The 26,718-nt window shown below is 73.2% G+C and carries 26 protein-coding genes; 7 read left to right on the forward strand and 19 right to left on the reverse strand.

What is annotated here, in order from left to right; genetic code table 11:
* Positions 1 to 211: 211 nt before the first annotated feature.
* Both ACIP4P_RS42675 and ACIP4P_RS42680 read right to left on the reverse strand, forming a co-directional pair.
* Positions 212 to 1,207, reverse strand: coding sequence for a carbohydrate-binding protein (locus tag ACIP4P_RS42675; protein WP_400929166.1), 996 nt, complete (start codon positions 1,205 to 1,207; stop codon positions 212 to 214).
* Positions 1,208 to 1,379: 172 nt separating this feature from the next.
* On the reverse strand, positions 1,380 to 3,170 hold the full coding sequence (locus ACIP4P_RS42680; protein WP_400929169.1) for a diguanylate cyclase domain-containing protein: 1,791 nt from the start codon (positions 3,168 to 3,170) through the stop codon (positions 1,380 to 1,382).
* Positions 3,171 to 3,536: 366 nt separating this feature from the next.
* Here ACIP4P_RS42680 and ACIP4P_RS42685 point away from each other — a divergent pair, with 366 nt between their 5' ends.
* Positions 3,537 to 4,064, forward strand: a complete 528-nt coding sequence (locus tag ACIP4P_RS42685; RefSeq protein ID WP_400929172.1) for a flavin reductase family protein — start codon at positions 3,537 to 3,539, stop codon at positions 4,062 to 4,064.
* Between the two features lie 58 nt (positions 4,065 to 4,122).
* Here the strand turns inward: ACIP4P_RS42685 and arfB are convergent, their stop codons facing one another.
* Positions 4,123 to 4,554, reverse strand: a complete 432-nt coding sequence (gene arfB, locus ACIP4P_RS42690; RefSeq protein WP_400929175.1) for an alternative ribosome rescue aminoacyl-tRNA hydrolase ArfB — start codon at positions 4,552 to 4,554, stop codon at positions 4,123 to 4,125.
* 105 nt (positions 4,555 to 4,659) lie between these two features.
* Between arfB and ACIP4P_RS42695 the strand changes: the two genes are divergently transcribed.
* Together ACIP4P_RS42695 and ACIP4P_RS42700 are read left to right on the forward strand one after the other, a co-directional pair.
* Positions 4,660 to 5,157, forward strand: coding sequence for a hypothetical protein (locus ACIP4P_RS42695; RefSeq protein ID WP_400929178.1), 498 nt, complete (start codon positions 4,660 to 4,662; stop codon positions 5,155 to 5,157).
* A 145-nt stretch (positions 5,158 to 5,302) separates the two neighbouring features.
* On the forward strand, positions 5,303 to 5,878 hold the full coding sequence (locus ACIP4P_RS42700) for a TerD family protein (RefSeq protein ID WP_400929180.1): 576 nt from the start codon (positions 5,303 to 5,305) through the stop codon (positions 5,876 to 5,878).
* 85 nt (positions 5,879 to 5,963) lie between these two features.
* On the opposite strand, the gene ACIP4P_RS42705 is transcribed toward ACIP4P_RS42700, so the two are convergent.
* From ACIP4P_RS42705 to ACIP4P_RS42735, 7 genes are all read right to left on the reverse strand, one after another.
* Complete coding sequence (locus tag ACIP4P_RS42705) at positions 5,964 to 7,181, reverse strand: hypothetical protein (protein WP_400929183.1); 1,218 nt, start codon at positions 7,179 to 7,181, stop codon at positions 5,964 to 5,966.
* 154 nt (positions 7,182 to 7,335) lie between these two features.
* Positions 7,336 to 7,824 (reverse strand): DUF3180 domain-containing protein, encoded by a 489-nt coding sequence (locus ACIP4P_RS42710; protein ID WP_350516819.1) that lies wholly within the window; start codon positions 7,822 to 7,824, stop codon positions 7,336 to 7,338.
* Between the two features lie 198 nt (positions 7,825 to 8,022).
* Positions 8,023 to 8,610: a 2-amino-4-hydroxy-6-hydroxymethyldihydropteridine diphosphokinase gene (gene folK / locus ACIP4P_RS42715; RefSeq protein ID WP_400929187.1), complete on the reverse strand. Its 588-nt coding sequence runs from the start codon at positions 8,608 to 8,610 to the stop codon at positions 8,023 to 8,025.
* Between the two features lie 43 nt (positions 8,611 to 8,653).
* Positions 8,654 to 9,013: a dihydroneopterin aldolase gene (gene folB / locus ACIP4P_RS42720; RefSeq protein WP_030288941.1), complete on the reverse strand. Its 360-nt coding sequence runs from the start codon at positions 9,011 to 9,013 to the stop codon at positions 8,654 to 8,656.
* A 246-nt stretch (positions 9,014 to 9,259) separates the two neighbouring features.
* Entirely contained in the window at positions 9,260 to 9,757 is a 498-nt protein-coding gene (locus ACIP4P_RS42725) for a nuclear transport factor 2 family protein (protein WP_350509220.1), read from the reverse strand.
* A 10-nt stretch (positions 9,758 to 9,767) separates the two neighbouring features.
* Positions 9,768 to 10,640 (reverse strand): dihydropteroate synthase, encoded by an 873-nt coding sequence (gene folP, locus ACIP4P_RS42730; RefSeq protein WP_400929191.1) that lies wholly within the window; start codon positions 10,638 to 10,640, stop codon positions 9,768 to 9,770.
* A gap of 79 nt (positions 10,641 to 10,719) precedes the next feature.
* Complete coding sequence (locus ACIP4P_RS42735; protein WP_400929194.1) at positions 10,720 to 12,561, reverse strand: phosphatidylglycerol lysyltransferase domain-containing protein; 1,842 nt, start codon at positions 12,559 to 12,561, stop codon at positions 10,720 to 10,722.
* Positions 12,562 to 12,939: 378 nt separating this feature from the next.
* Here ACIP4P_RS42735 and ACIP4P_RS42740 point away from each other — a divergent pair, with 378 nt between their 5' ends.
* Complete coding sequence (locus tag ACIP4P_RS42740; RefSeq protein WP_400929197.1) at positions 12,940 to 14,094, forward strand: alpha/beta hydrolase; 1,155 nt, start codon at positions 12,940 to 12,942, stop codon at positions 14,092 to 14,094.
* Between the two features lie 125 nt (positions 14,095 to 14,219).
* A complete protein-coding gene (locus ACIP4P_RS42745) occupies positions 14,220 to 15,008 on the forward strand; it encodes a ferritin-like domain-containing protein (RefSeq protein ID WP_350517230.1) in 789 nt (262 codons plus the stop codon).
* Between the two features lie 28 nt (positions 15,009 to 15,036).
* On the opposite strand, the gene folE is transcribed toward ACIP4P_RS42745, so the two are convergent.
* The 6 genes from folE to dacB all read right to left on the reverse strand — a co-directional run bounded on the left by folE (position 15,037) and on the right by dacB (position 23,085).
* A complete protein-coding gene (gene folE / locus ACIP4P_RS42750; protein WP_400929200.1) occupies positions 15,037 to 15,642 on the reverse strand; it encodes a GTP cyclohydrolase I FolE in 606 nt (201 codons plus the stop codon).
* Between the two features lie 109 nt (positions 15,643 to 15,751).
* Positions 15,752 to 17,806, reverse strand: coding sequence for an ATP-dependent zinc metalloprotease FtsH (ftsH, locus tag ACIP4P_RS42755; RefSeq protein WP_350517228.1), 2,055 nt, complete (start codon positions 17,804 to 17,806; stop codon positions 15,752 to 15,754).
* Between the two features lie 227 nt (positions 17,807 to 18,033).
* Positions 18,034 to 18,588: a hypoxanthine phosphoribosyltransferase gene (hpt, locus tag ACIP4P_RS42760; RefSeq protein ID WP_045692298.1), complete on the reverse strand. Its 555-nt coding sequence runs from the start codon at positions 18,586 to 18,588 to the stop codon at positions 18,034 to 18,036.
* Positions 18,589 to 18,658: 70 nt separating this feature from the next.
* Entirely contained in the window at positions 18,659 to 19,786 is a 1,128-nt protein-coding gene (gene tilS, locus ACIP4P_RS42765) for a tRNA lysidine(34) synthetase TilS (RefSeq protein ID WP_400929205.1), read from the reverse strand.
* A gap of 296 nt (positions 19,787 to 20,082) precedes the next feature.
* Complete coding sequence (locus ACIP4P_RS42770) at positions 20,083 to 21,267, reverse strand: zinc-dependent metalloprotease (RefSeq protein ID WP_400929208.1); 1,185 nt, start codon at positions 21,265 to 21,267, stop codon at positions 20,083 to 20,085.
* A gap of 162 nt (positions 21,268 to 21,429) precedes the next feature.
* Positions 21,430 to 23,085 carry a D-alanyl-D-alanine carboxypeptidase/D-alanyl-D-alanine-endopeptidase gene (dacB, locus tag ACIP4P_RS42775; RefSeq protein WP_400929211.1) on the reverse strand — a complete coding sequence of 552 codons (1,656 nt, stop codon included), beginning with the start codon at positions 23,083 to 23,085 and terminating at the stop codon, positions 21,430 to 21,432.
* Between the two features lie 76 nt (positions 23,086 to 23,161).
* On the opposite strand from dacB, the gene ACIP4P_RS42780 reads away from it, so the two are divergent.
* A complete protein-coding gene (locus ACIP4P_RS42780; RefSeq protein ID WP_350517236.1) occupies positions 23,162 to 23,653 on the forward strand; it encodes an inorganic diphosphatase in 492 nt (163 codons plus the stop codon).
* 129 nt (positions 23,654 to 23,782) lie between these two features.
* On the opposite strand, the gene ACIP4P_RS42785 is transcribed toward ACIP4P_RS42780, so the two are convergent.
* The 3 genes from ACIP4P_RS42785 to ACIP4P_RS42795 all read right to left on the reverse strand — a co-directional run bounded on the left by ACIP4P_RS42785 (position 23,783) and on the right by ACIP4P_RS42795 (position 25,715).
* The gene (locus ACIP4P_RS42785) at positions 23,783 to 23,992 is read right to left on the reverse strand and encodes a dodecin (RefSeq protein WP_350517224.1); all 210 of its coding nucleotides are present in this window, start codon (positions 23,990 to 23,992) and stop codon (positions 23,783 to 23,785) included.
* Positions 23,993 to 24,071: 79 nt separating this feature from the next.
* Complete coding sequence (locus ACIP4P_RS42790; protein ID WP_400929215.1) at positions 24,072 to 25,031, reverse strand: asparaginase; 960 nt, start codon at positions 25,029 to 25,031, stop codon at positions 24,072 to 24,074.
* A gap of 72 nt (positions 25,032 to 25,103) precedes the next feature.
* Positions 25,104 to 25,715, reverse strand: a complete 612-nt coding sequence (locus tag ACIP4P_RS42795; protein WP_400929218.1) for an ABC transporter substrate-binding protein — start codon at positions 25,713 to 25,715, stop codon at positions 25,104 to 25,106.
* A gap of 542 nt (positions 25,716 to 26,257) precedes the next feature.
* Here ACIP4P_RS42795 and dtd point away from each other — a divergent pair.
* The gene (dtd, locus tag ACIP4P_RS42800; protein WP_400929221.1) at positions 26,258 to 26,716 is read left to right on the forward strand and encodes a D-aminoacyl-tRNA deacylase; all 459 of its coding nucleotides are present in this window, start codon (positions 26,258 to 26,260) and stop codon (positions 26,714 to 26,716) included.
* Positions 26,717 to 26,718 lie beyond the last annotated feature (2 nt).

The following is a 26,718-nucleotide window of genomic DNA, read 5'->3' on the forward strand; positions in this document are numbered from 1 at the left end:
CTCGCCGACTCGATCGGCTCGCTGGAGACCGGCAAGCTCGCCGACCTGGTCGTGGTCGACTCCGAGAGCTACGACCTGGTCGCCGTCATGCGCCGGGGCCGCTGGGTGGTCGGCGGCGACGGGTTCCGCACCGTCAAGTCCGGCTGACCGAACGCCGACGGCCGCCCTCCCCCGGTGGGGAGGGCGGCCGTTCGCACGTCCGGTCAGCCCGTCAGCTGCTCGGCTCCACCGTGATCTGGTCGATCAGGATCGGACCCGACGGGACCGTGAAGGAGACCGAGTTCGCCCCGGCCTGCAGCTGCGGGAGTATCCACGTGCTGAACCAGGACGAGGCCGGGTCCTTGCCCGGCGAGTAGTTCTTGAAGGTCAGGCCGCTCGGCCAGTCCTTGCCGTTCACCGACGCCGCGCCCTTCACATCGGCCCCGGCGTTGTTGTAGTGCACGGTCAGCTTGTACGTCCCGGCCGTCGCGATCTGACCGTTCCAGGTCACGCTGCCGCCCTGCTGGAGCGTCAGGTAGCTGCCGTCGGCGGACTTCGCGCCCTTGACGCTGTTACCGGACGGCGCGTTCTGGCCCTGCAGCTGACCGGCGTCCACGGTCGCCGGCCCGGCGGAGACGGTGGCGCTCGCCGAGGGCGAGACCGAACCGGTCGAACCGCTCGGGGTCGCGCCGCCGCTGGGCGCCGGCGGGGCGGCGGTCGTGCTGCCGCCCTTGGCGTCCTTGCCGCCGTCCGGGTCCCCGGTGGAGAGCGCGATCCCGGCGCCGATCGCTATCGCGGCGACCACCGCGACCGCGCCGATCACCGCGCCCTTGCTCCGGCCGCTGCTGCGCGGCTCGTCCCCCGGCTGCGGCCGGGAGTGCTCGGCGTAGCGGGTCTGCTGGGTGGGCGCGGTGTACTCGGCCTGCTGCTGCGGCGGCATCCCGGGCTGACCGTACGGGGCCTGCTGGCCGTACGGCGGCTGCTGCTGCCCGTACGGCTGCTGCTGCTGCGCCCGCGGGGGGTAGCCGTACTGCGCCCGACCGACCTCCATCGGGCGGCTGTAGGACGTCCGGGGAACGCCCTGCTGCGGCTCGGCCGGCTGCCCGGTGGAGCCGTCGGCCGGGCGGTAGAGGTAGCCGAACGGGTCGTCGTCCTGCGGGGCACCGCCCGCCTGACCCTCGGGCAATCCGTTGTCGCCGGCGGTCGTCACGGTGGTCTGCTCCCCCATCCGGTGTGCGTCGCCGCGCGCGGGCGGCGCAGATCATGGACGCTGTCGTACCGGGCACCCTACCTGTCCTACCTGACAGCAGGAAAAGAACCCTTGACAACTCGTGGGTAACCTGTGCGCCCCCGGGTGCTCGGCATCCGATCCACTTCGGGCCGGAACCGAGCGGCGTCCGTCAGCCCGCCCGCCGGTGCGAGCGCTCGCCGCGCGCCCCGCGCACCGCGCCGCCCCGGGCGCGCTTCTCGTCGTACATCCGCTCGTCCGCGGTGTGCAGCACCTCCTCGATGCTCATCCCGCAGCCGGCCCAGCCGATCCCGAGGCTCACCCCGACCCGCATCGCCCGCCCGTCGATCCGCATCGGCGGGATGATCGCGTTGCGCAGCCGGTGGGCGAGGTCCTTGGCCTCGTCCCGGCCGATCCCGTCGGCCAGCACCACGAACTCGTCGCCGCCCAGCCGGGCCACCGTGTCGCCGTCCCGGACCGCCCCGCTCAGCCGCCGGGCCACCTCGACCAGCACCGAGTCGCCGGCGTTGTGCCCGAACCGGTCGTTGATCGACTTGAAGCCGTCCAGGTCGCAGAAGAGCACCGCCAGCCCCTTGTCGACCGGCGTCGGCGGGCCGGAGCGGAACGGCACGGACCAGGCGTCGCCGCTCGGCCCGTACTCGGCCGGGACCACCGCGTGCACGTGTTCCCCGAAGCCGGCCGCGAGGCCGGGCAGCGGGGAGCCCTCGACCGGTCCGTAGCCGTGCACCGACCCGGCGTACGGGTCCGCGCCCTCCAGTCCCTCGTACGCCGCGTGCGCGCTGTAGGAGTCGGCCGGGTAGCCGTACGGCTGCTGGTGGCCGACCTCGGCGGGGAGCGCGGCGGCGCCGACCGGCTGCGGCTCGGGACAGAGCCGCCGGGCCAGCCGGGCCTTGAGCTCGGCGCCGTTGGGCAGGCCGGTGAGCGCGTCGTGGCTGGCCCGGTGGGCGAGCTGGAGTTCGTGGCGCTTGCGGTCCTCGATGTCCTCGACGTGGGTGAGCAGGAAGCTCGGGCCCTCGGCCGCGTCCGCCACGATCGAGTTGCGCAGGCAGACCCACTGGTAGCCGCCGTCCCGCCGGGACAGTCGCAGTTCCGCCCGGCCGCTCTCGGCGCTGGTGCGTTCCAACAGGGCGCGGTCCTCGGGGTGGACGAGGTCGGCGAAGCTCTGCTGGCGCAGCACCGCGCGGGGGCGGCCGAGCAGTCGACAGAGCGCGTCGTTGACCCTGGTCAGCTGGCCGCGCCCGGCGCCGTGCAGCTCGGTGATCGCCATCCCGCTGGGCGCGTACTCGAAGGCCTGCCGGAAGCTCTCCTCGCTGGCCCGCAGCGCCTGCTGCTCCTTCTCCAGCCGGGCCAGCGCCCGTTGCATCTCGGCCCGCAGCCGGGCGTTGCCGATCGCGATGGAGGCCTGCAGCGAGAACATCTCCAGGGCTTCGCGGGTCCACGCCCCGGGCCGCTTGCCGCTGCGCGGGCGGTCCACCGAGAGCACGCCGAGCAGGTCGCCGCCGGCGCTGTACATCGGGGCGAGCAGCCCGTCGGCGGGGTGCCAGTCGTTGGCGTAGACGGGCAGCGGGCCGTCGCCGATCCAGCGCGGGATGTCGCTGGCGACCGCCCAGCCGCGGTCGTACGGCAGGAAGCGCAGGGTGCCCCAGTGGTCGCTGACGCCGAGCAGCCGGTCCCAGGACTCGCGTGAGCCGACCTGGCCGAGCAGCACCGAGGGCCCGCCCATCGGGCTCTCCTCCAGCTCCCAGACCGCCGCCACCACCAGGTCGCCGTCCGGCCGGACCAGGCTGACCGCGGCGGCGTCGAAGCCGAGTCCGTGCACCGCGCCCTCGACGACGGCCTGCAGCGTGCCCGCCAGGCTGCGGGCAGCGTTGAGGTCCGCCACGACCCGGTGCAAGGTGCGGAGGGTCGCGAGACGGACGTACGGCTCCGACTCGGCTTCCATGCGGGGGCTCCCCGGCTGCTTCGGATAGTTCTTGATTGGTTATCGTCCGATTGCCAGAAGAACTGAATCACAGGGAGCACAGCGTTCGGCACGCTCGGTCAGCAATAGGCCACCACTTGTGACTTAAATCACACGACACTAATGCGTCCTTCATCAGCTCATCCGCCCCATAGCGGGACATAAAGAGCTATCGGAACAATTCCCGTGGTCGACCGCATTGGCCGCACCCTGAAGCCCACTGCACCCGCCGGTCCACCCGCTTCACCCCTGGGAGTGACCGGGCCCCCGCCCGGCCGGACGTGCGCCGGTGGTCCTACGACCACGGCCCGATGCCGTTTGCCGCCTGCGACGACTACCGTGCGGTACGTGTACCCGTCCCCGCAGCCCGAAGCTGCCACCCAGGCCACGCCCGACGAGTTCCGGGCAGCACTCTCCCAGCTCGCCGCCGGCGTCAGCCTGGTGACCGTCCACGACGAGGAGGACGGCGAGGACATCGGCATGACCGCCACCTCCTTCCTCTCCGTGTCGCTGGACCCGCCACTGGTGCTGATCTCGGTGCGCGAGGACTCCCGAATGGACGAGGTGCTCTCCCGCAACGACACCTGGGCGGTCTCGGTGCTCACCGAGGGGCAGAAGACGCTCGGCTCCCGCTTCGCCATGAAGGGCCGGCTCAGCGACCGGCTGCTGTTCGCGGAGACCCCGCACCGCCACGGCGCCCACACCGGCGCCCCGCTGATCGAGGGCGCGCTCGCCACCGTCGAATGCCGCACCGAACAGCGGATACCCGCGGGCGACCACACCCTGCTGCTCGGCCGGGTCCTGGAGGCGACCGTCCCCACCCCCGGCGGCCGCCCGCTGCTCTACTTCCACGGCGGCTACCGCACGCTGGGCTGAGCCGCAGCACCGCACGACACCCGCCGGCGCCCCGGCCGAAACGGTTCGCCGCGCCGGACTACTCGCCGCGCGGCGCCCGCCGCCCCTGCTTCAGCTCGGAGCGGTGCTTCTTGTTCTCCAGCCGCCGCTGCACCATCCCCCGGCTCGGCCGGGTCGCCCGACGGGCCTTCGGCGGCGGCGCGCACGCCTCGCTCAGCAACGCGGCCAGCCGGGCCCCGGCCGCCTCCCGGTTGCGCCACTGCGAACGGAACTCCGAGGCCTGGATCACCAGCACCCGGCCGTCCACCAGCCGGTTCGCCAGCCGCTCCAGGGCACGGGTGCGCCACACCTCGGGCAGCGCCTTCGAGGCGGCCACGTCGTAGCGCAGCTCGACCTTGGAGTCGGAGGTGTTGACGTGCTGGCCACCGGGGCCGGAGGAACGCGAGAAGCGCCAGACGAGCTCGGCGTCGGGGACGACCACCGACCCCCGTACGCGGATGGGCTCGGACATGCGCCCATCATCCCGCGCCGACCACTCCCGGTCACGCGGTTAAAGGTCGGTCGCCCGCACCCCGCAGCGGAGGCCGGTTACCGCCACCGGCCCGGACCCCCGACAATGGCGTACGTGATCGAGCTCGGCTACTCCCTCTCCAACCGCTTCCCCGACCCCCCGCAGACCGACTACCGCACCGCCCCCGTGCGCTCGCTGCGGTACGACCTGTTCTGCGGCGACGTCTACCTGGACGCCGAGGGCGCCGAACTCTCCACCCGCTGGGGCTGGGTGCCGGTGCTGGACTTCGCCTGGGCGCTGTGCGACATCGTCGAGCAGCTCGACCTCGACCCGGACGGCTCCCGGGCGGCCCGGGTGCAGACCGCCGACCTCGACTTCACCCAGAACACCGAACTGCTGCGCTTCGCCCGCCGCTTCAACTGGGTCGAGGTCACCGCGACCTGGCTGCGGGACGAGCCGCCCGCCGTGATCCGGCACAGCGAGCTGCGCCGCGAGGCCCGGGACTTCCTCCAGGACACCCTCGCCGACCTGTTCGACATGCACCCCGACCTGGCCGACAACCCGAACATCTGGACGCTGCAGGGCCGGTTCCCCCGGGTCTGACCCCGGAACCGCCCGACCATGCCACCGCATTGCCCACCCTTTGCCCGGGGTTGACCCCTGACGAAGAATTCACGGGATCCACGGAACCAAGCCCTCGTCGTATTGCGTTGTCCCGGGAAAAGCGAACGAAGGGACTGCAATCGCCATGCCAGTGAGCCTCTCCAAGGGTGGAAACGTCTCGCTGACCAAGGAGGCCCCCGGCCTGTCCGCGGTCAGCATCGGCCTGGGCTGGGACGTCCGCACCACGACCGGCGCCGAATTCGACCTGGACGCCAGCGCGATCGTCCTGAACGCGGACGGCAAGGTGCTCTCCAACGCGCACTTCATCTTCTTCAACAACACCAGCGCCCCGGACGGCACCGTCGTGCACACCGGTGACAACCGGACCGGCGAGGGCGCCGGCGACGACGAGTCGATCAACGTCGACCTGGCCAGCCTGCCGGCCGAGGCCGTCAAGATCACCTTCCCGGTCACCATCTACGACGGCACCGCCCGCGGCCAGAACTTCGGCCAGGTCCGCAACGCCTACATCCGCGTGGTGAACGCGGCCGGCGGCGCCGAGATCGCCCGCTACGACCTCTCCGAGGACGCCGCCACCGAGACCGCGATGATCTTCGGCGAGCTCTACCGCAACAACGGCGAGTGGAAGTTCCGCGCGGTCGGCCAGGGCTACGCCTCCGGCCTGGCCGGCATCGCCCAGGACTTCGGCGTGCAGATCTGATCCGACGCACGCCGGAACGGAACCGCCGCGGCGCGGGAAGTCGACCCGTCCGACTTCCCGCGCCGCGCCGCGTCTCCAGGGCCGCTCAGCGCGTGGCGCGCAGCTCCGGCAGCTCGATCAGCTCGGTCTCGTCCTCGGGCGTCAGGTCCACCACGGTGGTCCCGTCCGCCCCGGCCCCGTCGGCGGCCACCGGCTCCACCGGGCGGACCTCCGCCGCGGCCTCCCGGGTCTCCTGCGCCTCGGCGCGGGCCTTCGCGGCGACCGCCTCGTCCCCCACCACGTCGGCCAGGTCCGCGCGCTCCGCCAGCTCGGCGACGCTGCCCACCGCCGGGGCCGGAGCCGCCGCCCGGACCGCCGCACCCGTGCCGCGGCCGAAGAAGCTGAAGCCCGGCCCGCGGGCCGGCCCGGACTGCGCCGGACGCTGCCGCTGCCGCTCCACCGGAGCCGGCGCGGCGGCCGACGCGCCGGCCTGCGCACCACCCGCCCCGGACCCACCGCCGAGCTGGCCGACCGTCGCGGTCAGCGCCGGGCGCAGCGGCGTGGGCTGCACCGGGGTACGGCCCGCCGGAGCAGCGGTCGCGGCCGGCCCGGCCGGGGCCTGCGCCGGGGTGGGCACCGTGGGCGCCACCGGAGCGGGCACCGACACCGGCTTGGGCGCCGAAGCGACCGGAGCGACCGGAGCGACCTGGGCGACCGAGGCGGCCGGAGCCGTACGAGCCCGCAGCGCGACCTCCGCGCCCGCCGTGCGCTCCCGCTGCGCCTCCTGCTCGGCCGCCCGCCGCTCCAGCAGCCGCAGCACGGACGCGGCGCGGACGAACGCGGCCGGACTGGCCGGGTACTTGGGACGGCTCGCGGCGAGCGCCTTCTGGGCCGCCTCGGCCTCCTTGAGCGCCTGCTCCGCCACCGCCACGGCCCGCTCGCGCAGCAGCCGGGCTATCTCGGTCTCCGCCTTCGCCAGCCGCGACTTCTCCGCCGTCAGCCGCCGCCCGAACCGGGTGGCCCGCTCCTCGGCCACCTCGGCCGCGTACTCGGCCTCGGCCAGTTGCTCCTCGAAGCGCTCCTCGGCCCGCAGCCGCTGCGCCGAGGACACCTCGGCGGCCGCCCGGGCCGCCTTGTCCCGCTGCCGCAGCAGCACCGCGAAGCCGAGCGTGGCGATCAGCGCGGCGATGCCCACCGAGCGGACCAGGACGGTGTCCTGACTGAAAAGCAGCGCGGCCAGAGCGGCCACCAGCAGTACGCCGGCGGCGGTGGGGGGAAAGACCCGGCCGAGGACGGAGGAATGACGGTGGCGTCCGCGAGACATGCCAAGAAACTAGCGTGCGAATTGGGGCCGTGTCAGCCCAGGGTCCCCTTCAACCCTTGACAGTGCGCAGTTTTTACCGCACGTGCCCGGCTTTTCACTCAAGATCACGAAAAAAGCCCTGTTCAGCGCGGTGCGACCGGATCCGGCCGTTCCGTCAGCGGGGCGAGGCCGCCGGACCGCCCGGGTCGTCGTGGTTCTCCGGCAGCTTGCACACGTGCTGCAGCCAGAGCGCCGCCGCGATCACCGCGGCCCCCGCCAGCACCGCGAGCCCGGCGGTCACCGCCTGGTCCTTGCGGGCCGACACGTCCAGCTCGCCGAGCAGGTAGATCCCGGCGCCGGCGTAGATGCCGGTGACCACCGAGGAGACCAGCGCGCTGGCCTGCCCGAGCACCACCGCCCGCGCCGCCAGCAGCGGGTCGACCCGCTTGGCGCCGGGCTGCCGCTCGCGCACCGCCTTCAGCCGGGAGCGCAGCGAGATCGCGGTCGCCAGCAGGATGACCGCCACCGCCGCCAGCACCACCGGAGCCGCGGCCGGCACGGCCGGCAGCGTGTCCAGGGACGCCCACAGCTTGGAGCCGGCCCAGGACAGCGCCGTCGTCGCGGCGGTGATGCCGATCAGCAGACGGAGGCGAAGCAGCTTCACGCGGAGGAGGTCCTTCCCGGAGTACCAGAGCCGACCGCCCGCCCGGTGGCCCGGTACGACGGCGTCAGGCCACCGTACCGGGACCGGACGGGCGGACATCCACTCGTACGGCCGGGCCCCGCGGCCGAGTTCCCGACCGACCCGGCGGACCGGACCGGCCGGGCCGCCCGCCGGCCCGTCCCGCCGGCCCGTCACGCCCTACTCCGGCAGCGTCAGCCGGATGTCGTCGCGGCGCTTCACGCCCTGCGCGTCCGGCCCGCCGAGCGCCGCCAGCAGCGCGGCGACCGGACCGTGCCCGGGCACCTCGGCCTCGGGCTGGGCGTCCAGCCAGGGGGCGAGGACGAAGGCCCGCTCGTGCGACCGCGGGTGCGGCAGCAGCAGCAGCGGGTCCTCGCTGACCACGCCCTCGTAGGCCAGGATGTCGACGTCCAGGGTGCGCGCGCCCCAGCGGACCTCGCGGACCCGCCCGAAGGCGTCCTCGATCGCGTTGCCGCGCTCCAGCAGGTCCCGCGGCGGCAGCGAGGTGCGCAGCACCACGACCGCGTTGTAGTAGTTGGGCTGTTCCTCCGGGCCGCCCACGGCCTCGGTCTCGTAGACCGCCGAGACGGCCTTGATCTTCAGCCCGGGAGTGTCGGCGAGCGCGTCGACGGCACCCTGCAGGGTGTCCAGCCGGTTGCCCAGGTTGCTGCCGAGCGCGATCACCGCGCACCGCTGGCTGTGCAGCGTGGTGTCGGCGGAGTCCACCCGGTCCTCCAGGTCGAACGCGTTCGGCTCAGTGCTGGTCATCGAAGAATTCCCTCTGCATCGGAAACCAGGCGCGCGGTGGGGGTCATGCGCGGCCCCGGTGGATGGTCACGGTCACGTCGTCGAACGGCACGGTGATCGGGGCGTCCGGCTTGTGCACGGTGACCTCGACCTCCTCGACCGCGTCGTGCTTCAGGCACTGGTCGGCGATCCGCTGCGCCAGGGTCTCGATCAGGTCGACCGGTTCCCCGGCGATGATCGCGGTGACCTCCTCGGCCACGATGCCGTAGTGCGCCGTGCGGGTGAGGTCGTCTCCGGACGCGGCGGGGCGGGTGTCCAGGTACAGCACGAGATCGACCACGAAGGTCTGGCCCTCGACACGCTCGCGCTCGAAGACGCCGTGGTGGCCCCGGGCTCGCAGCCCCCGCAGGGTGACGCGGTCCAGCAAACGAATCACTGCTCCCAGTCGGACGGGCCCCACCCGGGAAAGGCATGGACGGGCGGGGCGAAGGCGGGCAGCACGCCCGCCACTCCGTTTCGAATCTACCCGCGAGCGCGGACAACGCCTGACCGTCCTACCCGGCACGAACCGTCGCCACGCGCACCGGAATGGCGATTGACGTGAACGTTCGGTGACCACTCGGAAATTCCCCGGCGACCGTTCGGCGCCGATTTTCCGCGACTCCCGGAATCAGTCCTCGTCGTCCTCGTCCCCGCTGGTCAGCACGGGTGAGCCGTGGTGCGACCAGAGCTTCCACCCGGCCGGGGTACGACGGAACAGATTGCTCGACACGACCTTTCCGCCGACCAGCGGGCCGAGTTCCCCCTCCTCCTCCGCCTCGCCGCCGGAGAGGATGTTCTCGGTGCACGTGACAAGGGCCACATCACCGTGGACCTCGGCCTCGACATCGGTCAGGAAGAACTGGATGTACTCCGTGTTCATCATGATCAGCATGTAGGAGCGGGTCACCTGGGCCCGCCCCCGCAGCACCGGCCAACCGGGGTGCACACAGACCACGCCGCCCTTGTCGTCGGCGTGCTCCGGCCCCAGCCAGGCCTCCTCGACCGCTTCGACGTCCCCCCGCTCCAGCGCCTCGTAGAAGGCCCGGTTCGCCGCGAGCACCGCCTCCAGGTCCACCTCCCGGGCCTTACCGGCCGTCCCGCCGCTCAACCTGCCGTCACCTGTCACAGACCCTCCCTCACCCCAGCCGCGCCGCGCGCTGCCAGGCCGCGACCACGCGGACGGCGTCCGCCGTACCGGACACGTCGTGCACCCGGACCGCCCAGGCTCCGGCCTGGGCCGACAGCACCGAGACCGCGGCGGTCGCGTCGTCCCGCTCACGGGCCGGGCGCAGCTCCCCGGTTTCCGGGTCGGCGAGCAGCGTACCCAGGAACCGCTTCCGCGAAGCCGCGACGAGGACGGGACGGCCGAGCGCGGTGAGCGCGTCCAACCGGCCGAGCAGCGCCCAGTTGTGCTCGGGGGTCTTGGCGAAGCCGAGCCCCGGGTCGAGGACCAACTGGTCCTCCTTGACCCCGGCGGCCAGCAGCGCCTCCACCCGGGCGGTCAGCTCGGCGACCACGTCCCGTACGACGTCCTGGTAGACGGCCCGCCGTTCCATGTCGGCGGACTGCCCGCGCCAGTGCATGACCACGAAGGGCGCGCCGGTCGCCGCGACCACCCGGGCCATCGCCGGGTCGGCGAGGCCGCCGGAGACGTCGTTGACGATCGCGGCGCCGGCCTCGACGGCCCGCTCGGCGACCGAGGCCCGCATGGTGTCCACCGACACCATCACCCCGGCCGCGGCCAGCTCGCGCACCACCGGCAGCACCCGGCGCAGCTCCTCCTCCTCGGGCACCCGCTGGGTCCCGGGCCGGGTGGACTCGCCGCCGACGTCCACCAGGTCCGCGCCGCGGGCCCGCAGGGCCAGCCCGTGCGCGATCGCCCTGGCGGGGTCGAGCCACATCCCGCCGTCCGAGAAGGAGTCGGGCGTGACGTTGACCACACCCATCACCGCGCAGCGGCCGAGCCGCGGCAGTCCGGCCGGGAGGGAGTAGGGGGGCACATCGCTCATGCCCCCCATTATCGAACGGGGCCCCCGCCGAGGTTTCTCGGCGGGGGCCCCGTTCGATGGCGGTCGGCCTCGGGCGGCCTCAGGCGGCCTCGGTGACCTCACGGGTCGACGGCACCGGCATCAGGCCCTCACGCTGGCGCCTGCGCCAGAAGCGCGGCATGCCGAGCGTGATGAAGGCCTCCGCCTGCATCGCGGCGAAGCCGATCCGCGGCAGGTCCCGGGTGCTCGGGAAGACCAGGAAGCGCGGCTCCCACTCGGGCTGGAACTTGGCGTTGAACTTGTACAGCGACTCGATCTGGAACCACCGCGACAGGAACACCAGCAGTCCGCGCCAGGCGCGCAGCACCGGGCCGGCACCGATCCGCTCGCCGCGGGCCAGCGCCGAGCGGAACATCGCGAAGTTGAGCGACACCCGACGGACGCCCAGGGCGCCCACCTCCTGCAGGGCGGCGACGATCAGCAGCTCGTTCAGGCCCGGGTCGGCGGCCCGGTCGCGGCGCATCAGCTCCAGCGAGATGCCGTCCGGCCCCCAGGGCACGAAGTGCAGCACGGCCTTCAGGTCGTCGCCGCTCTCGCCCTCCTCCGGGGCCTTGTGGGCGGTGACCACCACGCAGTCGTCGTCCAGCGGGTCGCCGAAGCGGCCCAGGGCCATCGAGAAGCCGCGCTCGGTGTCGGTGCCGCGCCAGCGGGCGGCGGCGTCGGCGATCCGGTACTTCTCCTCGACGCTGAGCTCGGAGACCCGGCGCACCTTGCAGGAGTAGCCGTTGCGCTCGATCCGCTTGACCATCTGGCGGACGTTGCGCATGGCCCGGCCGGCCAGCGAGAAGGTGGAGGTGTCGACGATGGCCTCGTCGCCCAGCTCCAGCGCGTCCAGGCCCGCCTCGCGGGTCCAGACCTCGCCGCCGACCTCGCTGCAGCCCATCACGGCCGGCACCCAGGCGTGCTCACGGGCCTCGGCCATGAACACCTTGATCGCGCCCGGCCAGGCCTCGACGTCGCCGACCGGGTCGCCGGAGGCGAGCATCACGCCGGAGACCACCCGGTAGGAGATCGCGGCCTTGCCGGTGGGCGAGAACAGCACGCTCTTGTCGCGGCGCAGCGCGAAGTAGCCGAGCGAGTCGCGCTCACCGTGCCGCTTGAGCAGCTCGCGGACCTTCTCCTCGTCCTCGACGGTGAGCTCCGGCTTCGGCTTACCCGGGCGCAGCGCCAGGTAGGCGGTGGTGAAGGCGGTCAGCAGGCCGAGGCCGCCGAGCAGGTAGGCGACCAGGTCGGACATCCGCTCGTTGGTGTAGCGGATCGGGCCCTCGAAGCCGAACAGCCCGTACCCGACGTGCTGCAACCGCTCGTACAGGCCGGGGTGGCCGAACTCGTACCGGGTGCGGGTGCTCACGATCAGCAGGCCGAGCAGCACGCTGAGGGCGCCCATCACGACCAGGTTGACCACCGCGCCCCAGCGGGTGCGCGGGTCGGCCTTGGCGTAGAACTCGCGCTGGTGCACCAGCATCACGGCCAGGACGACCAGCGAGACGACCGCCGGGCCGATCTGGTGCCAGCGCATGATGTGCAGCGCGGCACTGAGCGGCAGCAGCACGCAGACCGCCCGCCAGGCCCGCCGCTTGCGCCGGCGCAGCGCGTGCGCCAGCGGCACCAGCAGGATGCCGACCATCAGCGTGCCGACCGCGGCCAGGCTGGTGGTGCCGCCCGGCAGCTGCCCGGCGAAGGTGTGCATCTTGGTGTGCCGGAGCTTGGGGAACACCGCGCTCGCGATGTCGACCAGGCCGATCAGCAGACAGGCGTAGCCGACCGCACCGGGGAGCCAGGCCCTCGGGACGGCCGCCGCCTGGTTGCGCAGCGTCTGCAGGCCGCGCCGTCGGCGCGGGGGCTGCTCGGGGCTCGGCTCAACGGACACGGGAGCGCTCATGGAAGCTCAGCGTAGAGGCTGCGGTGCGGTGTCCGTTCACTCCGGGGGAGCACGTGTGATGGACCTTCATGCCTATTCCTTCATCAGGCAATGCGCATACCAAGGACCCGGAAACGGACGGTATTCCGGTGCCGTGGGCGCGCTGCGGGTTGAGCCGGGGGCGGAGCCGTGGGTCCACCGCCGCGTGGCGGGACGGAACCCTCCGGCACGCGTTACGTACGGTGGACGCCGCATTCTAGGGCGCCGGTTGCCGCGGACCTTCCCCCGCCCTGCCACCCCCGCCCGGGCGCCCGGACAGCCTAGCTGCGGTGGCCCGGCCTGACGGACCGCCAGACGATGAAGCCTGCACCGACAGCGTCCCACCGGAAGGCCGACGGCATGGAACTGACCAGCGACGTGCTGGTGAACTCGCTGCTCGCTCTCGGAGCGGCGGCCCTCGTCATCACCCTGTGGCTCTGGCCCAGGCTGGCCCGGCAGCGCCCGCTGCCGGTGCTCGGCCGGATCGGCCTGATGACAGTCGTTCAAGTCTCGATCCTCGCGGTCCTGGCGCTGTCGGTGAACAACTCCTTCGGGTTCTACACCTCCTGGGACGACCTGCTCAACCCCGGCGGCGCCAAGCTCGCGCTGACCAGCAACGAGAACCACAAGGGCGGCACCCCGGTCTCCGACAAGCTGGTCCAGCCGACCGACGAGGGCGGTCTGGAGGGCGTCACCAACCTGCCCAAGGGCGCGCCGGAGGAGGTCGGGAAGGTCGAGTCGGTCCGGGTCAACGGCAAGGAGACCGGATTCTCCGACCAGATGTTCGTCTATCTGCCGCCCGAGTACTTCGACCCGAAGTTCGCCCTGGTCCGCTTCCCGGTCGTGCTCACCCTGGCCGGCTTCCCGGGCACCACCCTGAACCTGCTCAAGGAGCTGCCCACCGTGCAGACGGCGGCCGAGCTGCAGCGCTCCGGCAAGATGCCGCCGACCGTCCTGGTGCTGGCCCGCCCCTCGGTGGTCCCCTCCCGGGACACCGAGTGCGTGGACGTCCCCGGCGGGCCGCGCACCGAGACCTGGTTCACCAAGGACGTGCCCGAGGCGCTGCAGAGCGCCTACCGGCTCGGCCGCTCGGCCGCCTCCTGGGGCGTGTTCGGCTACTCCACCGGCGGCAGCTGCGCGATGCGCCTGTCGATGCGCAACCCGAACGTCTACGGCAGCGCCACCGGCCTGCACGGCGACTTCTCGGTGCGCCAGGACCAGTACACCGGCGGCGACCTCTTCAGCGGCGACAAGACCCTGACCCAGCAGCACGACCTCGGCTGGCGGCTGCAGAACCTCCCGGCCCCGTCGCTGAACATGCTGGTGGTCTCCACCCGGACGGAGACGGACTACCAGCAGACCGTCCAGTTCGTCGACCAGGCCACCCAGGTCGCGGCGGCCAATCCGCAGTTCAAGGTGGATTCGCTCTACCTGGACGACGGCGGGCACAACTTCGACAGCTGGACCAGGGAGCTGCCCGCCTCGCTGGAATGGATGGGCGCCCACCTCGGCTAGGTCCTCGCGCTTGCGGGTGATTACCCGCCGGTCGGCCCGTCCGGCCGGCGGTTCGGGGGGACGAATCGCGGCCGCCCGTCCGACCTCCGGACGGGCGGCCGCCCCGGATCCGCGCAGGAGGCACCGTGCTGAGCACCAGATCGCTCTTCAACGAGATCTACCGGAACGACCAGGCCTACCAGCTGTTCTGCAGCATCGCGGCCGGCGGCGAGGACCAGGGCGGCTGGGAGAACGAGCGGATCACCGCCCTCACCCGGGACCCGGTGCTCGCCCCGAAGGTCGCCCGGCACGGCGCGGACGAGCGCAAGCACGGCCGGATCTTCACCCAGCTGCTGCACAAGCGCGGCCTGCCCAGGGTGCCCGTCCCGGACGAGGCCGACTACTGCATGCTGCTGGAGCGCCAGGGCGTCGGCCTCTCCCACGAGCGGCTGACCGGCGACGCCCCGCTGACCGAGCGCGAGATCATCACCTACCTCGCGCACAGCCGGGTCACCGAGCAGCGCGCCGCCGAGCAGATGCGCCAGCTGGTCAGGGTGTACGGGGACGACCCCGAGCTCGGCCGGGCGATGCGGATGATCTCCGCCGACGAGGACAACCACCTCGCGTACTGCCACGAGGAGCTGCTGCGGCTGGCCGCCCAGGGCCACGGCCCGTACATCCGGCACGCCCTGGAGACCACCGCCCGCGGCGAGATCCGCACCCACCGGGACGTCGGGCTCGCCGTCACCGCCCGGATGGCGCGGATCCTGCGCTGGTCCCGCTGGCAGCTGGCCCTGGTGACCCTCGGGGTGCACGCGCTCTACCTGTACGACCGGGCCTACGGCTGGCGGCGGATGGTCACGCTGCGGATGCCGGAGCGCCGGAACGCACTGGGCACCCCGGCTCCGCCGCACGCGGAGCCCGAGGTGCCCTGAGCCGTACCGCCCGGCCGGCCCTTCGGCGCTACCGGCCGATGATGAGGCTCATCGCCTCGGCCCGGGTGGCCGGGTCGCGCAGCTGGCCGCGCACGCAGGAGGTGATGGTCTTGGCGCCGGGCTTGCGGATGCCGCGCATCGACATGCACATGTGCTCGCACTCGACCACGACGATCGCCCCGCGCGGCTCCAGGATCCGCATCAGCGCGTCGGCCACCTGGCTGGTCAACCGTTCCTGCACCTGGGGGCGGCGGGCGTAGACGTCGACCAGCCGGGCGAGCTTGGACAGCCCGGTGATCTTGCCGCTGGGGGACGGGATGTACCCGACGTGCGCGACACCGCGGAACGGCACCAGGTGGTGCTCGCAGACCGAGGTCAGCTCGATGTCCTTGACCAGCACCATCTCGTCGTGACCGAGGTCGAAGGTGGTGGTCAGGACGTCCTCGGGCTCCTGCCACAGGCCCGCGAATATCTCCTTGTAGGCCCGCGCGACCCGGGCCGGGGTCTCCAGCAGGCCCTCGCGGTCCGGGTCCTCCCCGACGGCGAGCAGCAGCTCGCGGATGGCGTTCTCGGCCCGCTTCTGGTCGAAGATCCCGACGGCGGGCGGACCGTCGAGCGTCACCGGGTCGATCATGCGGGCCTCGCTTTGTTGTGGGAAGAACTCTGGCTGAACAGCACGGATGCCGCGCCTCCAGGGTACAAACCCTGGTGACGCGGCAACCATTCCCTACCGGGAAGCCCGGTCAGCCCTCGGTCGGCGGCTCGGTGGCCGGCAGCGGCGGGAGCTTCACGATGTCGACCGGCGCGGTGTCCGAGGAGGCCGCGGCGCCGTTGGTGAGCGCCAGCTCCTTCGGCGACTGCACCGGCGGCCGGGTGGACGGCGTGCGGCGGGCGGAGCCCGTCCAGGCCGGCCGGTGCGGGCGCTTGACGATCGGGGCGAAGATCTCGGCGATCTGCTCCTTGTTCAGGGTCTCCTTCTCCAGGAGCTCCAGAACCAGGTTGTCGAGCACGTCGCGGTTCTCGACCAGGATCTCCCAGGCCTCGTTGTGCGCGCTCTCGATGAGCTTCTTGACCTCTTCGTCGACCAGCCCGGCGACCTCTTCCGAGTAGTCGCGCTGGTGGCCCATCTCGCGGCCCAGGAACGGCTCCGAGTTGTCGGAGCCGAACTTGATCGCGCCCAGGCGCTCGGTCATGCCGTACTGGGTGACCATGGCCCGCGCCGTGGCGGTGGCCTTCTCGATGTCGTTCGAGGCACCGGTGGTCGGGTCGTGGAAGACCAGCTCCTCCGCCGCGCGCCCGCCCAGCATGTAGGCCAGCTGGTCGAGCATCTCGTTGCGGGTGGTGGAGTACTTGTCCTCGTCCGGCAGCACCATGGTGTAGCCGAGGGCCCGACCGCGGGACAGGATGGTGATCTTGTGCACCGGGTCGCTGTACTGGCAGGCCGCCGCGACCAGGGCGTGACCGCCCTCGTGGTACGCGGTGATCTTCTTCTCCTTGTCGGACATGATCCGCGTGCGCTTCTGCGGACCCGCCACGACGCGGTCGATCGCCTCGTCCAGGATGCCGTTGTCGATCAGCTTCTTGTCCGAGCGGGCGGTCAGCAGCGCGGCCTCGTTGAGCACGTTCGAGAGGTCCGCACCGGTGAAGCCCGGGGTGCGCTTGGCGACGGCCGACATGTCGACGTCGGGCGCGATCGGCTTGCCCTTCTGGTGCACCTTGAGGATGTCCAGTCGGCCCTGGAGGTCGGGGCGCTCCACCGCGATCTGGCGGTCGAAGCGGCCCGGGCGCAGCAGCGCCGGGTCCAGGATGTCGGGGCGGTTGGTCGCCGCGATCAGGATCACGCCGCCCTTGACGTCGAAGCCGTCCATCTCGACCAGCAGCTGGTTGAGGGTCTGCTCGCGCTCGTCGTGGCCACCGCCGAGGCCCGCACCGCGGTGCCGGCCGACGGCGTCGATCTCGTCGACGAAGACGATCGCCGGGGCGTTCGCCTTGGCCTGCTCGAACAGGTCGCGGACCCGGCTGGCGCCGACGCCGACGAACATCTCGACGAAGTCCGAGCCGGAGATGGAGTAGAACGGCACCCCGGCCTCGCCCGCGACGGCACGCGCCAGCAGGGTCTTGCCGGTACCGGGCGGGCCGTAGAGCAGCACGCCCTTGGGGATCTTGGCGCCGACGGCCTGGAACTTGGCCGGCTCCTGCAGGAACTCCTTGATCTCGTGGAGCTCCTCGACCGCCTCGTCCGCGCCGGCGACGTCGGCGAAGGTGGTCTTCGGGGTGTCCTTGGTCAGCAGCTTGGCCTTGGACTTGCCGAACTGCATGACGCGGGAGCCGCCGCCCTGCATCTGGTTCATCAGGAACAGGAAGACCAGGACGATGATCACGATCGGCAGCATCGACAGCAGCAGGCTGACGAAGGTGCTCTGCTTCTCGGGGCTGACCGTGTAGCCCTCGGTGAGGGCGCTGCTCTTGTCGTTCATCTGCGACTGGAGCTTGTCGGCGATCGCGACGCCCTGGTCACCGATGTACGAGGCCTGGAACTTGGTGCCGGACGGGGCCTTGCCCGAACCGGCGGGGGACAGCGTGGCGCCGTCCTTCAGCTGGATCTTGATCGTGTTCGAGTCACCGGTGGTGATCTGCGCCGACTTGACGTTGTGCGCATCGATCGCGGCAACGACCTGACCGGTGTCCACCGTCTTGTAGCCGTTCGAGTCCGAAACGACCTGCATCAAAACGATGACGGCGAGGACGGCCAGCACGATCCACATGATCGGCGCACGGAAGTATCGCTTGACGTCCATCCATGCGGGGCGTTGCCGCCCCGTCCCTCCTGCCACTCAGCGGCGCCGGGAGGCTGGGGGCCGCGGCGCATCCGGAATCGGTGCTCATGTGAAGAGCGGTTTATTGGACCGTACCGCAGTGGGACCCACCCGTGGCGGGAGCACGGCGAGACGGCTTTGGTTCTTTGTCCCCCGGTCCAACGGGCGGGAACAACCTACTGTTCCCGCCCGTAGCCCGAACGGGGCCCTCAACCGCCGTAGACGTGCGGGGCGAGGGTGCCGATGAAGGGGAGGTTACGCAGCTTCTCCGCGTAGTCCAGGCCGTAGCCCACCACGAACTCGTTCGGAATGTCGAAGCCGACGTACTTCACGTCGATCTCGACCTTGGCCGCGTCCGGCTTGCGGAGCAGGGTGCAGACCTCCAGCGAGGCCGGGCCGCGCGAGCCCAGGTTGCCCAGCAGCCAGGACAGCGTCAGACCGGAGTCGATGATGTCCTCGACGATCAGGACGTCCCGGCCGGCGATGTCGGTGTCCAGGTCCTTCAGGATCCGCACCACGCCGGAGGACTTGGTCCCCATGCCGTAGGAGGAGACGGCCATCCAGTCCATGGTGACCTGCGAGTGCAGGGCCCGGGCCAGGTCGGCCATGACCATCACGGCCCCCTTGAGGACGCCGACGATCAGCAGGTCCTTGCCTGCGTAGTCCCGGTCGATGCGCTCGGCCAGCTCCTGGAGCTTGGCGTCGATCTCGTCCTTGCTGATGAGCACCTTCGCGAGGTCAGCGCCCATGTCGTTCTGGTCCACCGGGGATACGTCCTCAAACGTTCGGGGTATGTGTGGCCGACGGCCGGCTCCCCCGGGACGTGCCTCGCCCTCAGTCGCCCTGCCGCCGAAAGACCAGCGTGCCACACCTGCGGGTCGCCTCGACGCCCCCGGGTAGGTGCAGCGGCCCCTGGCCCCGCCATCCGGTGACCAGCAGGTCCACCGTCTCCAGGTGACGGGCGAACAGGTCCCCGGCCGGACAGCCCGCGCGCAGCGCGGCCCGGCGCAGCACCCGGCGCCGTACGGCGGGCGGCAGTTCGGCCAGTTTCACGGCGTCCAGGGCGCCCTCGCCCGTACGGAGGTCGCGTTCCGCCAGGGAGGCCCACTGGTCGAGGGCGTCGGCGTCGTCGCGGAACAGCCGGGCGGTGCGGGCCAGCGCCTCCACCACGCCGCCGCCCAGGTGCTTCTCCAGCACCGGCAGCACCTCGTGGCGGACCCGCGAGCGGGTGTAGGCGGGATCACAGTTGTGCGGGTCGTCCCAGACCGGGATCGCCTGGGCGGAGCAGGCCTGCCGGGTGGCCGCCCGGTCCAGCTCCAGCAGCGGACGGCGGTAGCGGCCCTTCTGGGCCGGCATCCCGGCCAGCGACCGGGAGCCGGAGCCGCGGGCCAGCCCCAGCAGCACGGTCTCGGCCTGGTCGTCCCGGGTGTGGCCGAGCAGCACCGCGATCGCGCCGTGCCGCTCGGCGGCCTCGTCCAGGGCGGCGTAGCGGGCGTCCCGGGCGGCGGCCTCCGGGCCGCCGGCCCGGCCGACCCGCACCGGGACCGCCTCGACCGGGTCCAGGCCCAGCGAGCGCAGCCGCTCGGCCACCTGGGCGGCCCGGTCGGCGGAGCCGTCCTGGAGGCCGTGGTCGACGGTGACGGCGCCGACCCGCAGGCCGATCTTGGGGGCCTCGAAGGCGGCGGCGATGGCCAGCGCCATGGAGTCCGCACCGCCGCTGACGGCGACCAGGACCAGCGGCGAGCCGGGGGCGGCCGGGGTGCGGGGCAGCCCGGAGGGGTGGCGGGCGGCGTTGCCGATCAGGGTGGTGCCGACGGCGGCACCCACCAGCGGCGTCCCGACCGGACGCTCGCGGGGCTCGCGCACGGGCGCGGTGAAGGTGGAACCGGCCTCGGCGACGAGGTCGGTGAGCGTACGGCGAACGGCCAGGCGTATCGCGGCGACGGCGGGGTGAGGGCCCACGGCGGACGACTCCTCGACGGAGGGGACAGGACTGCGGCGGGCGGCCGGGGCCGCGCAGCTGCATAGCGCCGCGTTACCGGGCGCTCACAGATGGTGGCAGATAGTGGCCACCCGCTACGCCACCCGCGCCACCGGTACGACCACCGTCCCACGTTCGGGTGAATGGAGAAACGTATCTTCACCCACCCCCTGCCGGATTGGACCACTCGTACGAGCGGGTTTGACCGCCGCCGACCGGCGACGGTCCCGCCGCGTGCCGGGAATGCCCGATCGGGGTCCGCGACCCGGCCGACTCCTCAGCGGGCGACCCGGGCGACCCAGGCGGCCGGGTCGTGGATCTCGTCCTTGGTCGGCAGGGTGTTCGGGGACGTCCACACCCGGTTGAACCCCTCCATGCCGACCTGCTCCACCACGGCCCGGACGAACACCGCGCCGTCCTGGTACTGCCGCAGCTTGGCGTCCATCCCGAGCAGCCGGCGCAGCACCAGGTCGAGCCGGTTCGCCCCCCGGTCGCGGCGCTGCTGGAACTTCTCCCGGATCTCCGCCACCGTCGGCACCACGGCCGGGCCGACGCCGTCCATCACCACGTCCGCGTGGCCCTCCAGCAGCGACATCACCGCCGTCAGCCGACCCAGGATCTCCCGCTGCGCGGGCGTCTGGACGACCTCCAGCAGGTTCCCGGCGGAGGCGCCGTCCCGGCTCTCCCGGGCGCCCGTCCCCGGCAGGCCGCCACCCAGCGCGCCCGCCGCGTCGCGCAGCCGGTCCAGCAGCGCGCCCGGGTCGACGTCCGTCTCGGCCAGGAAGGACTGCACCTCGGACTGGATGTGGTCGCGCAGCCACGGCACCGCGGTGAACTGCGTCCGGTGGGTCTCCTCGTGCAGGCAGACCCAGAGCCGGAAGTCGGACGGGTCCACGTCCAGCTCCCGCTCGACGTGCACGATGTTCGGCGCCACCAGCAGCAGCCGGCCCGGCCCCGGGCCCTCCGGGCCCAGCCGCGGCTTGTCGAACAGCGCCGCCGGGCTGTCCGGCGCCTCCAGCGAGGGCTCGGCCGGGGCGAAGGTCTCGTACTGGCCCAGCACCTTGGTGGACAGGAACGCCAGCAGCGCCCCGACCTCGATCCCGGTGGCCTTCTCCCCCACCGCCCCGAAGACGCCCGCCGCCGCGCTGTTCGCCCGCCGCGCCTGGAGCTTCTCCACCAGCGGCTGGACGACCGCGCGGAAGCCCGCCACGTTCGCCCGCACCCAGCCCGGACGGTCCACGACGAGCACCGGCGTCGCGGCGGCCGCGGTCAGACTGCTCGACCGCATCCCGGTGAAGGCCCGCACGTGCTCCTCGGCCTCCAGCGCGTGCCGGCGCAGCTCGGCGACCACCACCGCCGCCTCGGCCCGGCTCACCTCCGGCCCCGGCCGCACCAACCTGGTCGCGGTTGCGACCGCGAGGTTCCAGTCGACCATGTCAGCCCCACCACTCGCGCTCGTCATGCCTTCACCGTACGTGCTCCCCACCACCAGCGGCAGTCACCCGCCGGGAACACCCGGCCGGCCCGACGGGCGGGCCGTCCCACCCGCCCCGCGGCTGTTCTGCCCGCCCCTCGCGCGCCCGCGGCCCCCGCCCGGGGACCGCCCCGACGGCCGGGCCCGGGGTCAGTGGCAGCCGCAGGAGGTGAGGCGGGCGGCGATCCGGTCCATGGCGGCGCGGGCGGTGTCGGCGGGAGCCTGGGTGCTGGTCATGACGGCGAAGGTGAGCAGCCGGCCGTCGGCGTCGACGACGGTGCCGGCCAGGGTGTTGACGTTGCTGAGGGTGCCGGTCTTGGCGCGGATCAGGCCGGCCGCGTCGGCGGCGCCGGAGCCGGAGCCGTAGCGCTTGGCGAGGGTGCCGGTGAAGCCGGCGACCGGGAGGCCGGTGAGGACCGGGCGCAGGGTCGGGTGCTGGTCGGAGGCGGCCAGCGCGAGGAGTCGGACCAGCGTCACCGGCGGGATGGCGTTGCCCTTGTGCAGGCCGCTGCCGTCGTTGAGGACCACGCCGGTCATCGGCACGCCGAGCCTGGTCAGCTCCTGGGTGACGGCGGTCGCCGCGCCCTCGAAGCTGGCCGGTTGGTGCCCGGCGAGGGCGACCTGACGGGCGATCGCCTCGGCGAGCTGGTTGTCGGAGGTGGTCAGCATCCGTTCGATCAGCCGGGCGACGGTCGGGGAGTCCACCCGGCCGAGCACCGGGGCGTCGGCGGCGGCCGGGGCGGCGGCGGGCCTGGCCTTGCCCTCGACGGTGACGCCCTGGGCGGCGAGCAGCGCGGCGAAGGCGTCGGCGGCCGCCCTGGCCGGGTCGGCGACCCGGTTCGGGGCGTCCTCCCGGCTCTTCGGGTCGGTCTTGGCCTCGTCCACCATCAGCGGGACGACCAGGGCGATGTTCTGGTTGTCGGGGTTCGTCGGGTGCGGCTGGCCACCGCTGTACAGCGAGAGGTCGTAGTCCAGCTTGACGGTGCCGGTGCCGGCCGCCTTGAGGGCGGCCGCGGTCTGCCGGGCGAGCTCCTCCAGCGAGGCGGGCGCGGTGTCGGCGTCGGCGGGCTGGTCGCCGATCTGCACCTGGTCGGCGCGCAGCGCGGTGAGCGTCGGGTCCCCGCCGCCGACCAGGGTGACGGTGCCCGGGTCCGCGCCGCGGACCGCCCGGGTGGTGAGCCGGGTGTCGGCGGGGATCAGCGACAGGGCGGCGACCGAGGTGGCCAGCTTGGTGGTGGAGGCGGGGGTGGCCGGGGTGTTCTCCCCCGAGCCGTACAGGAGTTGCCCGGTGGCCGCGTCCGCGACGGCGAAGGTCACGGTGCCCAGGCTCCGGTCGGCGAGGGCCGGGGCGAGCGCCTGCTGGAGGCCCTGGGCGGTGGGGACGACGCCCTCCGGAGCGGTGTCGACGCCGGCCAGCACGGCGCCCGTCGCGGGCACCGGGCGGGCGACCCGCGAACCGCCGCCGGGCGCGGTGGTGGGCGCAGTGGTGGCCGGGGTGCCGGGCGGCTCGGCCCGGCGGCCGGGGCCGCCGGTGCTCTGGCCCGGCGCGGGCCTGGTCCGGCCCGGCTCGGTCCGGCCCGGCTCGCCCTTGCGGCCGTCCCGACCGCCCTGGTCGCCCTGGTCCCCCCGGCCGCCCTGGCTGTTGTCGTCCCCGCCCTGTCCGGCGGTGTGCCCGCCCGGCCCGGGGGACGGCTGGGCGTACGCACCGCCCGCGCCCAGCACCGTCCCGACGACCAGCAGGGCCGCCCCGAACAGTCCGGCGGCCGTCCCCCTGCGACGGCGCGCCGCCCCCACCCCAGCTCCCACCGACCGGCCCCTTTCCCGAGCACTCACTCCCGTAGGAGACACTTGGATTCTGTCAGTCCCTACCTTGGAGGCACCGTTGGAGTTCGACGTCCTTATCGAAATCCCGAAGGGCTCTCGTAACAAGTACGAGGTCGACCACGAGACCGGTCGTCTGCGGCTCGACCGGATGCTCTTCACCTCGACCCGCTACCCGGCCGACTACGGCTACGTCGAGGGCACGCTCGGCGAGGACGGCGACCCGCTGGACGCCCTGGTCATCCTGGACGAGCCGACCTTCCCGGGCTGCCTCATCAAGTGCCGCGCCATCGGCATGTTCCACATGACCGACGAGGCCGGCGGCGACGACAAGCTGCTGTGCGTCCCGGCGACCGACCCGCGCTGGGAGCACCTGCGCGACATCCACCACGTGTCGGAGTTCGACCGCCTGGAGATCCAGCACTTCTTCGAGGTCTACAAGGACCTGGAGCCCGGCAAGTCGGTCGAGGGTGCCAACTGGGTCGGCCGCGTCGAGGCCGAGGCCGAGGTCACCGCTTCGGTCAAGCGCCTGGCGGAGCAGGGCGGCCACTGAGCCGTCGTTCCGATCTGAGTCGGGACGCCTTTGGGGCCGGGCCGCGGATTCGTCCGCGGCCCGGCCCCTGTCGTGTCCGGAGGTCCGGAGGTCCGGCGCCCGGTCCTCCGGTGTTCAGTTCTCCGGCGCTCAGTCCTCCAGCCGGAAGCCGACCTTGATGCACACCTGGTAGTGCTTGACCCGGCCGTCCTCCAGGTGGCCCCGGACCTGCCCGACCTCGAACCAGTCGAGGTTGCGCAGCGTCCGGGAGGCGCGTTCCACCGCGTTGCGGATCGCGGCGTCGACGCTCTCGGGCGAGGACCCGACGATCTCGGTCACCCGGTACACGTGGTCGGTCATGGCGGACTCCCTCAGCTGTGCGACGGCCCCCGGTCCACCGTGCACCGCCCCGGGTCCGCCCGCACCCCGAGCGCCGCGGTCAGAACGCCGCCCGGACCTCGCCGACCGGCACGCCGCCGCCGAGCAGCGGGGCCGCGCCGATCCGCTCGACGGTGTCGTCGGCCCCGGTCACCCCGAGCCGGCGCAGCGCCGCCGCCAGCACCGGGCCGCGGGCCCGCTCCGAGCCGTCCTCGATCTTGAACGCGAGCGCCCGGCCGTCCGGCAGCGCGACCACCTGGACGGCCTCGGCGCCCATCTTGGACAGTGCGCCCGGGACGGCCCGCATCAGCCAGGTGTCGGCCCGGCGGGTGCCGGCCACGTACTCGGGGTGGGCGCGCATGGCGTCGGCCACCCGGCGCGGCGCACTGCCCTCGGCGGCCAGCACCAGGCTGCGGTAGCCGCGGGCCAGGCCGGTCAGCGAGACGGCCAGCAGCGGGGCGCCGCAGCCGTCCACGCCGGTGTGCACGGGGGTCTCGCCGGTGCCCTCCGCGAGGGCCTCGCGGGCCAGGTCCTGGATCGGGTGCGCCGGGTCGAGGTAGCCCTCGGTGTCCCAGCCGTTGGCGACGCAGGCGGCCAGCCAGCCGGCGTGCTTGCCCGAGCAGTCCATCAGGATCGGGGCGCGCCGCCCGCCGGCCGCGAGCAGCAGCTCCGCCTCGGTCTCGTCCAGCGGCAGGTCGGCCGGGGTGCGCAGGGCCGACTCGTCGAGGCCCGCGGAGCCGAGGATGGCCCGGACACCGTCGAGGTGGAACGTTTCCGCAGAGTGGCTGGAGGCCGCCAGCGCCAGCAGCTCGCCCTCGATCGCCAGCCCGGCCCGCAGGGTGGCCACCGCCTGGAACGGCTTGGCCGTCGAGCGGGGGAAGACCGGCGCGTCGGGGTCGCCGAGCGCGAACTCGACCGAGCCGTCGGCGGCGAGCAGGACCAGGGAACCGTGGTGACGGCCCTCGGTGAAGCCCGAGCGTATGACCTCGGCGAGCACGGGCGGGGTGGCGGACTGGGGCATCGGGGAGCCTTCCGGGGGCGAGGGTGGGCCGGGAGGAAGCCGGACCCCACCCGCCCCCGACGACTCACCCGGTCAGAGCGGCCTCTCCGCGAGCAGGTCGTCGACCCGTGCTTCCCCATCACGGTACCTGCGGGTGATCTCGGCGTTGCAACCGTCGGCCGTCCGCAGCAGCAGCTGCCGGCGGCCGGACACCTCGCGCTCGTGGGCGCGCAGCCGCTCCAGGGCGGCCAGCAGTTCCTCGGCCGGGTGGGCGGCCAGGTCGGCGAGCTGGACGTCGCCCATCAACGCGTCCGCCTCCAGCTGCGACTCCTGGGTGCGCGGCGGGCCGAGGGTGACGTGCCGGGCCGAGCGCCGCACCGTGGAGGGAGCGTCGGTCAGGATGGCCGGCAGCCGGTCCAGCAGGTCGCCGCCGGGTTCCTCGCCGACCGGCCGGACACCGCCGGTCCGGACCGGGCCGCCGGGGCGGCGGTCGAGTTCGGCGCGCAGGATGTCCATCCGCCCGTGCAGCAGCCGCCGCAGGTAGGACAGGTCGGCCTCCTGCTCCAGGGTCTCCCGGCGCAGGGTGCGCAGCTGGTCCAGGCCCAGCCGCTCCAGGTCGGGCTCGCCGTCCGGGCCGACCGGGGCCCCGGGGGCCTGCGCCACCCGCCCGGAGAGGCTCCACGCCGCGCTGCTCGCGTCCATCATCCAACCCACCTGCCGTCGTCCGATCCCGCCCGCTCGCGGCACTCCGTCCCTGCCGCCGGCCCGGCCCGTCCCCCGACGGGCCCGCACGTCCCGTCCGTTGGCACGCCCGGGGGCCCCGAAGGGTTCCGCTCCCCGGCCGGGACCACCCGCCGGGGCGACCCCGACAGAACGCCTGACCTACCGGCTCGACCGCCCGGCCGAACCCAGGCCCGGTGCGGCGGACCTTCAGGCGCGCCGGGCCCCTCGTACGGTTCCCCAGCGTGCCACCCCACCAGGCGCGCGCGCACCGCCCGTGCACCCGAACGGCCCCCTGGCGAACGGGGGTGGCTGATATGACCAGGCCTTTCCGCTGGAAGAGCGGCGCCCGACCCTGCGCAGGCGTGCGCTACACGGCGCGCGCCATGGCTTCACGCGCCCCTCGCGTACGCCGTCCGGTCCCGCCCCGGACGCCCGCCGGAACGCGGCGCCCCCGGATTCCCCGGAGCCCCACGTGATTCCCCGGAGCCCCACGGGCCCGTACCGCGCTCCGGCACAATGGCGGCATGCGAGCAGTGGTGCAGCGAGTGACCGAGGCCCGGGTGACCGTGGCCGGAGAGACCGTCGGCGCGATCGAGGGGCCCGGACTGTGCGTCCTGGTCGGCGTGACCCACGGGGACACCCCGGCCCAGGCGGCCCAACTGGCCCGCAAGCTCTGGACGCTGCGGATCCTGCCGCCTTCCCCCGAGCAGGGGAATAACAACGAGGGCGTGGAGCGGAGTTGCTCGGACATCGGCGGCCCGCTGCTGGTGATCAGCCAGTTCACCCTCTACGGCGACGCCCGCAAGGGCCGCCGCCCCACCTGGAACGCCGCCGCCCCCGGGCCGGTCGCCGAGCCGCTGGTGGACGAGGTGGTGGCCCAGCTGCGGGCGCTCGGCGCCAAGGTGGAGACGGGCCGGTTCGGCGCCGACATGCAGGTGGCGCTGGTGAACGACGGCCCGTTCACCGTCCTCGTGGAGGTCTGAGC

This window comes from Kitasatospora sp. NPDC089509 (genome assembly GCF_044749365.1).
Lineage (GTDB): Bacteria > Actinomycetota > Actinomycetes > Streptomycetales > Streptomycetaceae > Kitasatospora.

Bases quoted from the DNA above. Each gene is read 5' to 3' on its own strand.
- ACIP4P_RS42675 (WP_400929166.1), bottom strand. From the start codon at position 1,207: ATGGGGGAGCAGACCACCGTGACGACCGCCGGCGACAACGGATTGCCC.
- ACIP4P_RS42680 (WP_400929169.1), bottom strand. From the start codon at position 3,170: ATGGAAGCCGAGTCGGAGCCGTACGTCCGTCTCGCGACCCTCCGCACC.
- arfB (WP_400929175.1), bottom strand. From the start codon at position 4,554: ATGTCCGAGCCCATCCGCGTACGGGGGTCGGTGGTCGTCCCCGACGCC.
- ACIP4P_RS42695 (WP_400929178.1), top strand. From the start codon at position 4,660: ATGGCGTACGTGATCGAGCTCGGCTACTCCCTCTCCAACCGCTTCCCC.
- ACIP4P_RS42700 (WP_400929180.1), top strand. From the start codon at position 5,303: ATGCCAGTGAGCCTCTCCAAGGGTGGAAACGTCTCGCTGACCAAGGAG.
- ACIP4P_RS42705 (WP_400929183.1), bottom strand. From the start codon at position 7,181: ATGTCTCGCGGACGCCACCGTCATTCCTCCGTCCTCGGCCGGGTCTTT.
- folK (WP_400929187.1), bottom strand. From the start codon at position 8,610: ATGACCAGCACTGAGCCGAACGCGTTCGACCTGGAGGACCGGGTGGAC.
- folP (WP_400929191.1), bottom strand. From the start codon at position 10,640: ATGAGCGATGTGCCCCCCTACTCCCTCCCGGCCGGACTGCCGCGGCTC.
- ACIP4P_RS42735 (WP_400929194.1), bottom strand. From the start codon at position 12,561: ATGAGCGCTCCCGTGTCCGTTGAGCCGAGCCCCGAGCAGCCCCCGCGC.
- ACIP4P_RS42740 (WP_400929197.1), top strand. From the start codon at position 12,940: ATGGAACTGACCAGCGACGTGCTGGTGAACTCGCTGCTCGCTCTCGGA.
- folE (WP_400929200.1), bottom strand. From the start codon at position 15,642: ATGATCGACCCGGTGACGCTCGACGGTCCGCCCGCCGTCGGGATCTTC.
- ftsH (WP_350517228.1), bottom strand. From the start codon at position 17,806: ATGGACGTCAAGCGATACTTCCGTGCGCCGATCATGTGGATCGTGCTG.
- ACIP4P_RS42770 (WP_400929208.1), bottom strand. From the start codon at position 21,267: ATGACGAGCGCGAGTGGTGGGGCTGACATGGTCGACTGGAACCTCGCG.
- ACIP4P_RS42785 (WP_350517224.1), bottom strand. From the start codon at position 23,992: ATGACCGACCACGTGTACCGGGTGACCGAGATCGTCGGGTCCTCGCCC.
- ACIP4P_RS42790 (WP_400929215.1), bottom strand. From the start codon at position 25,031: ATGCCCCAGTCCGCCACCCCGCCCGTGCTCGCCGAGGTCATACGCTCG.
- ACIP4P_RS42795 (WP_400929218.1), bottom strand. From the start codon at position 25,715: ATGATGGACGCGAGCAGCGCGGCGTGGAGCCTCTCCGGGCGGGTGGCG.
- dtd (WP_400929221.1), top strand. From the start codon at position 26,258: ATGCGAGCAGTGGTGCAGCGAGTGACCGAGGCCCGGGTGACCGTGGCC.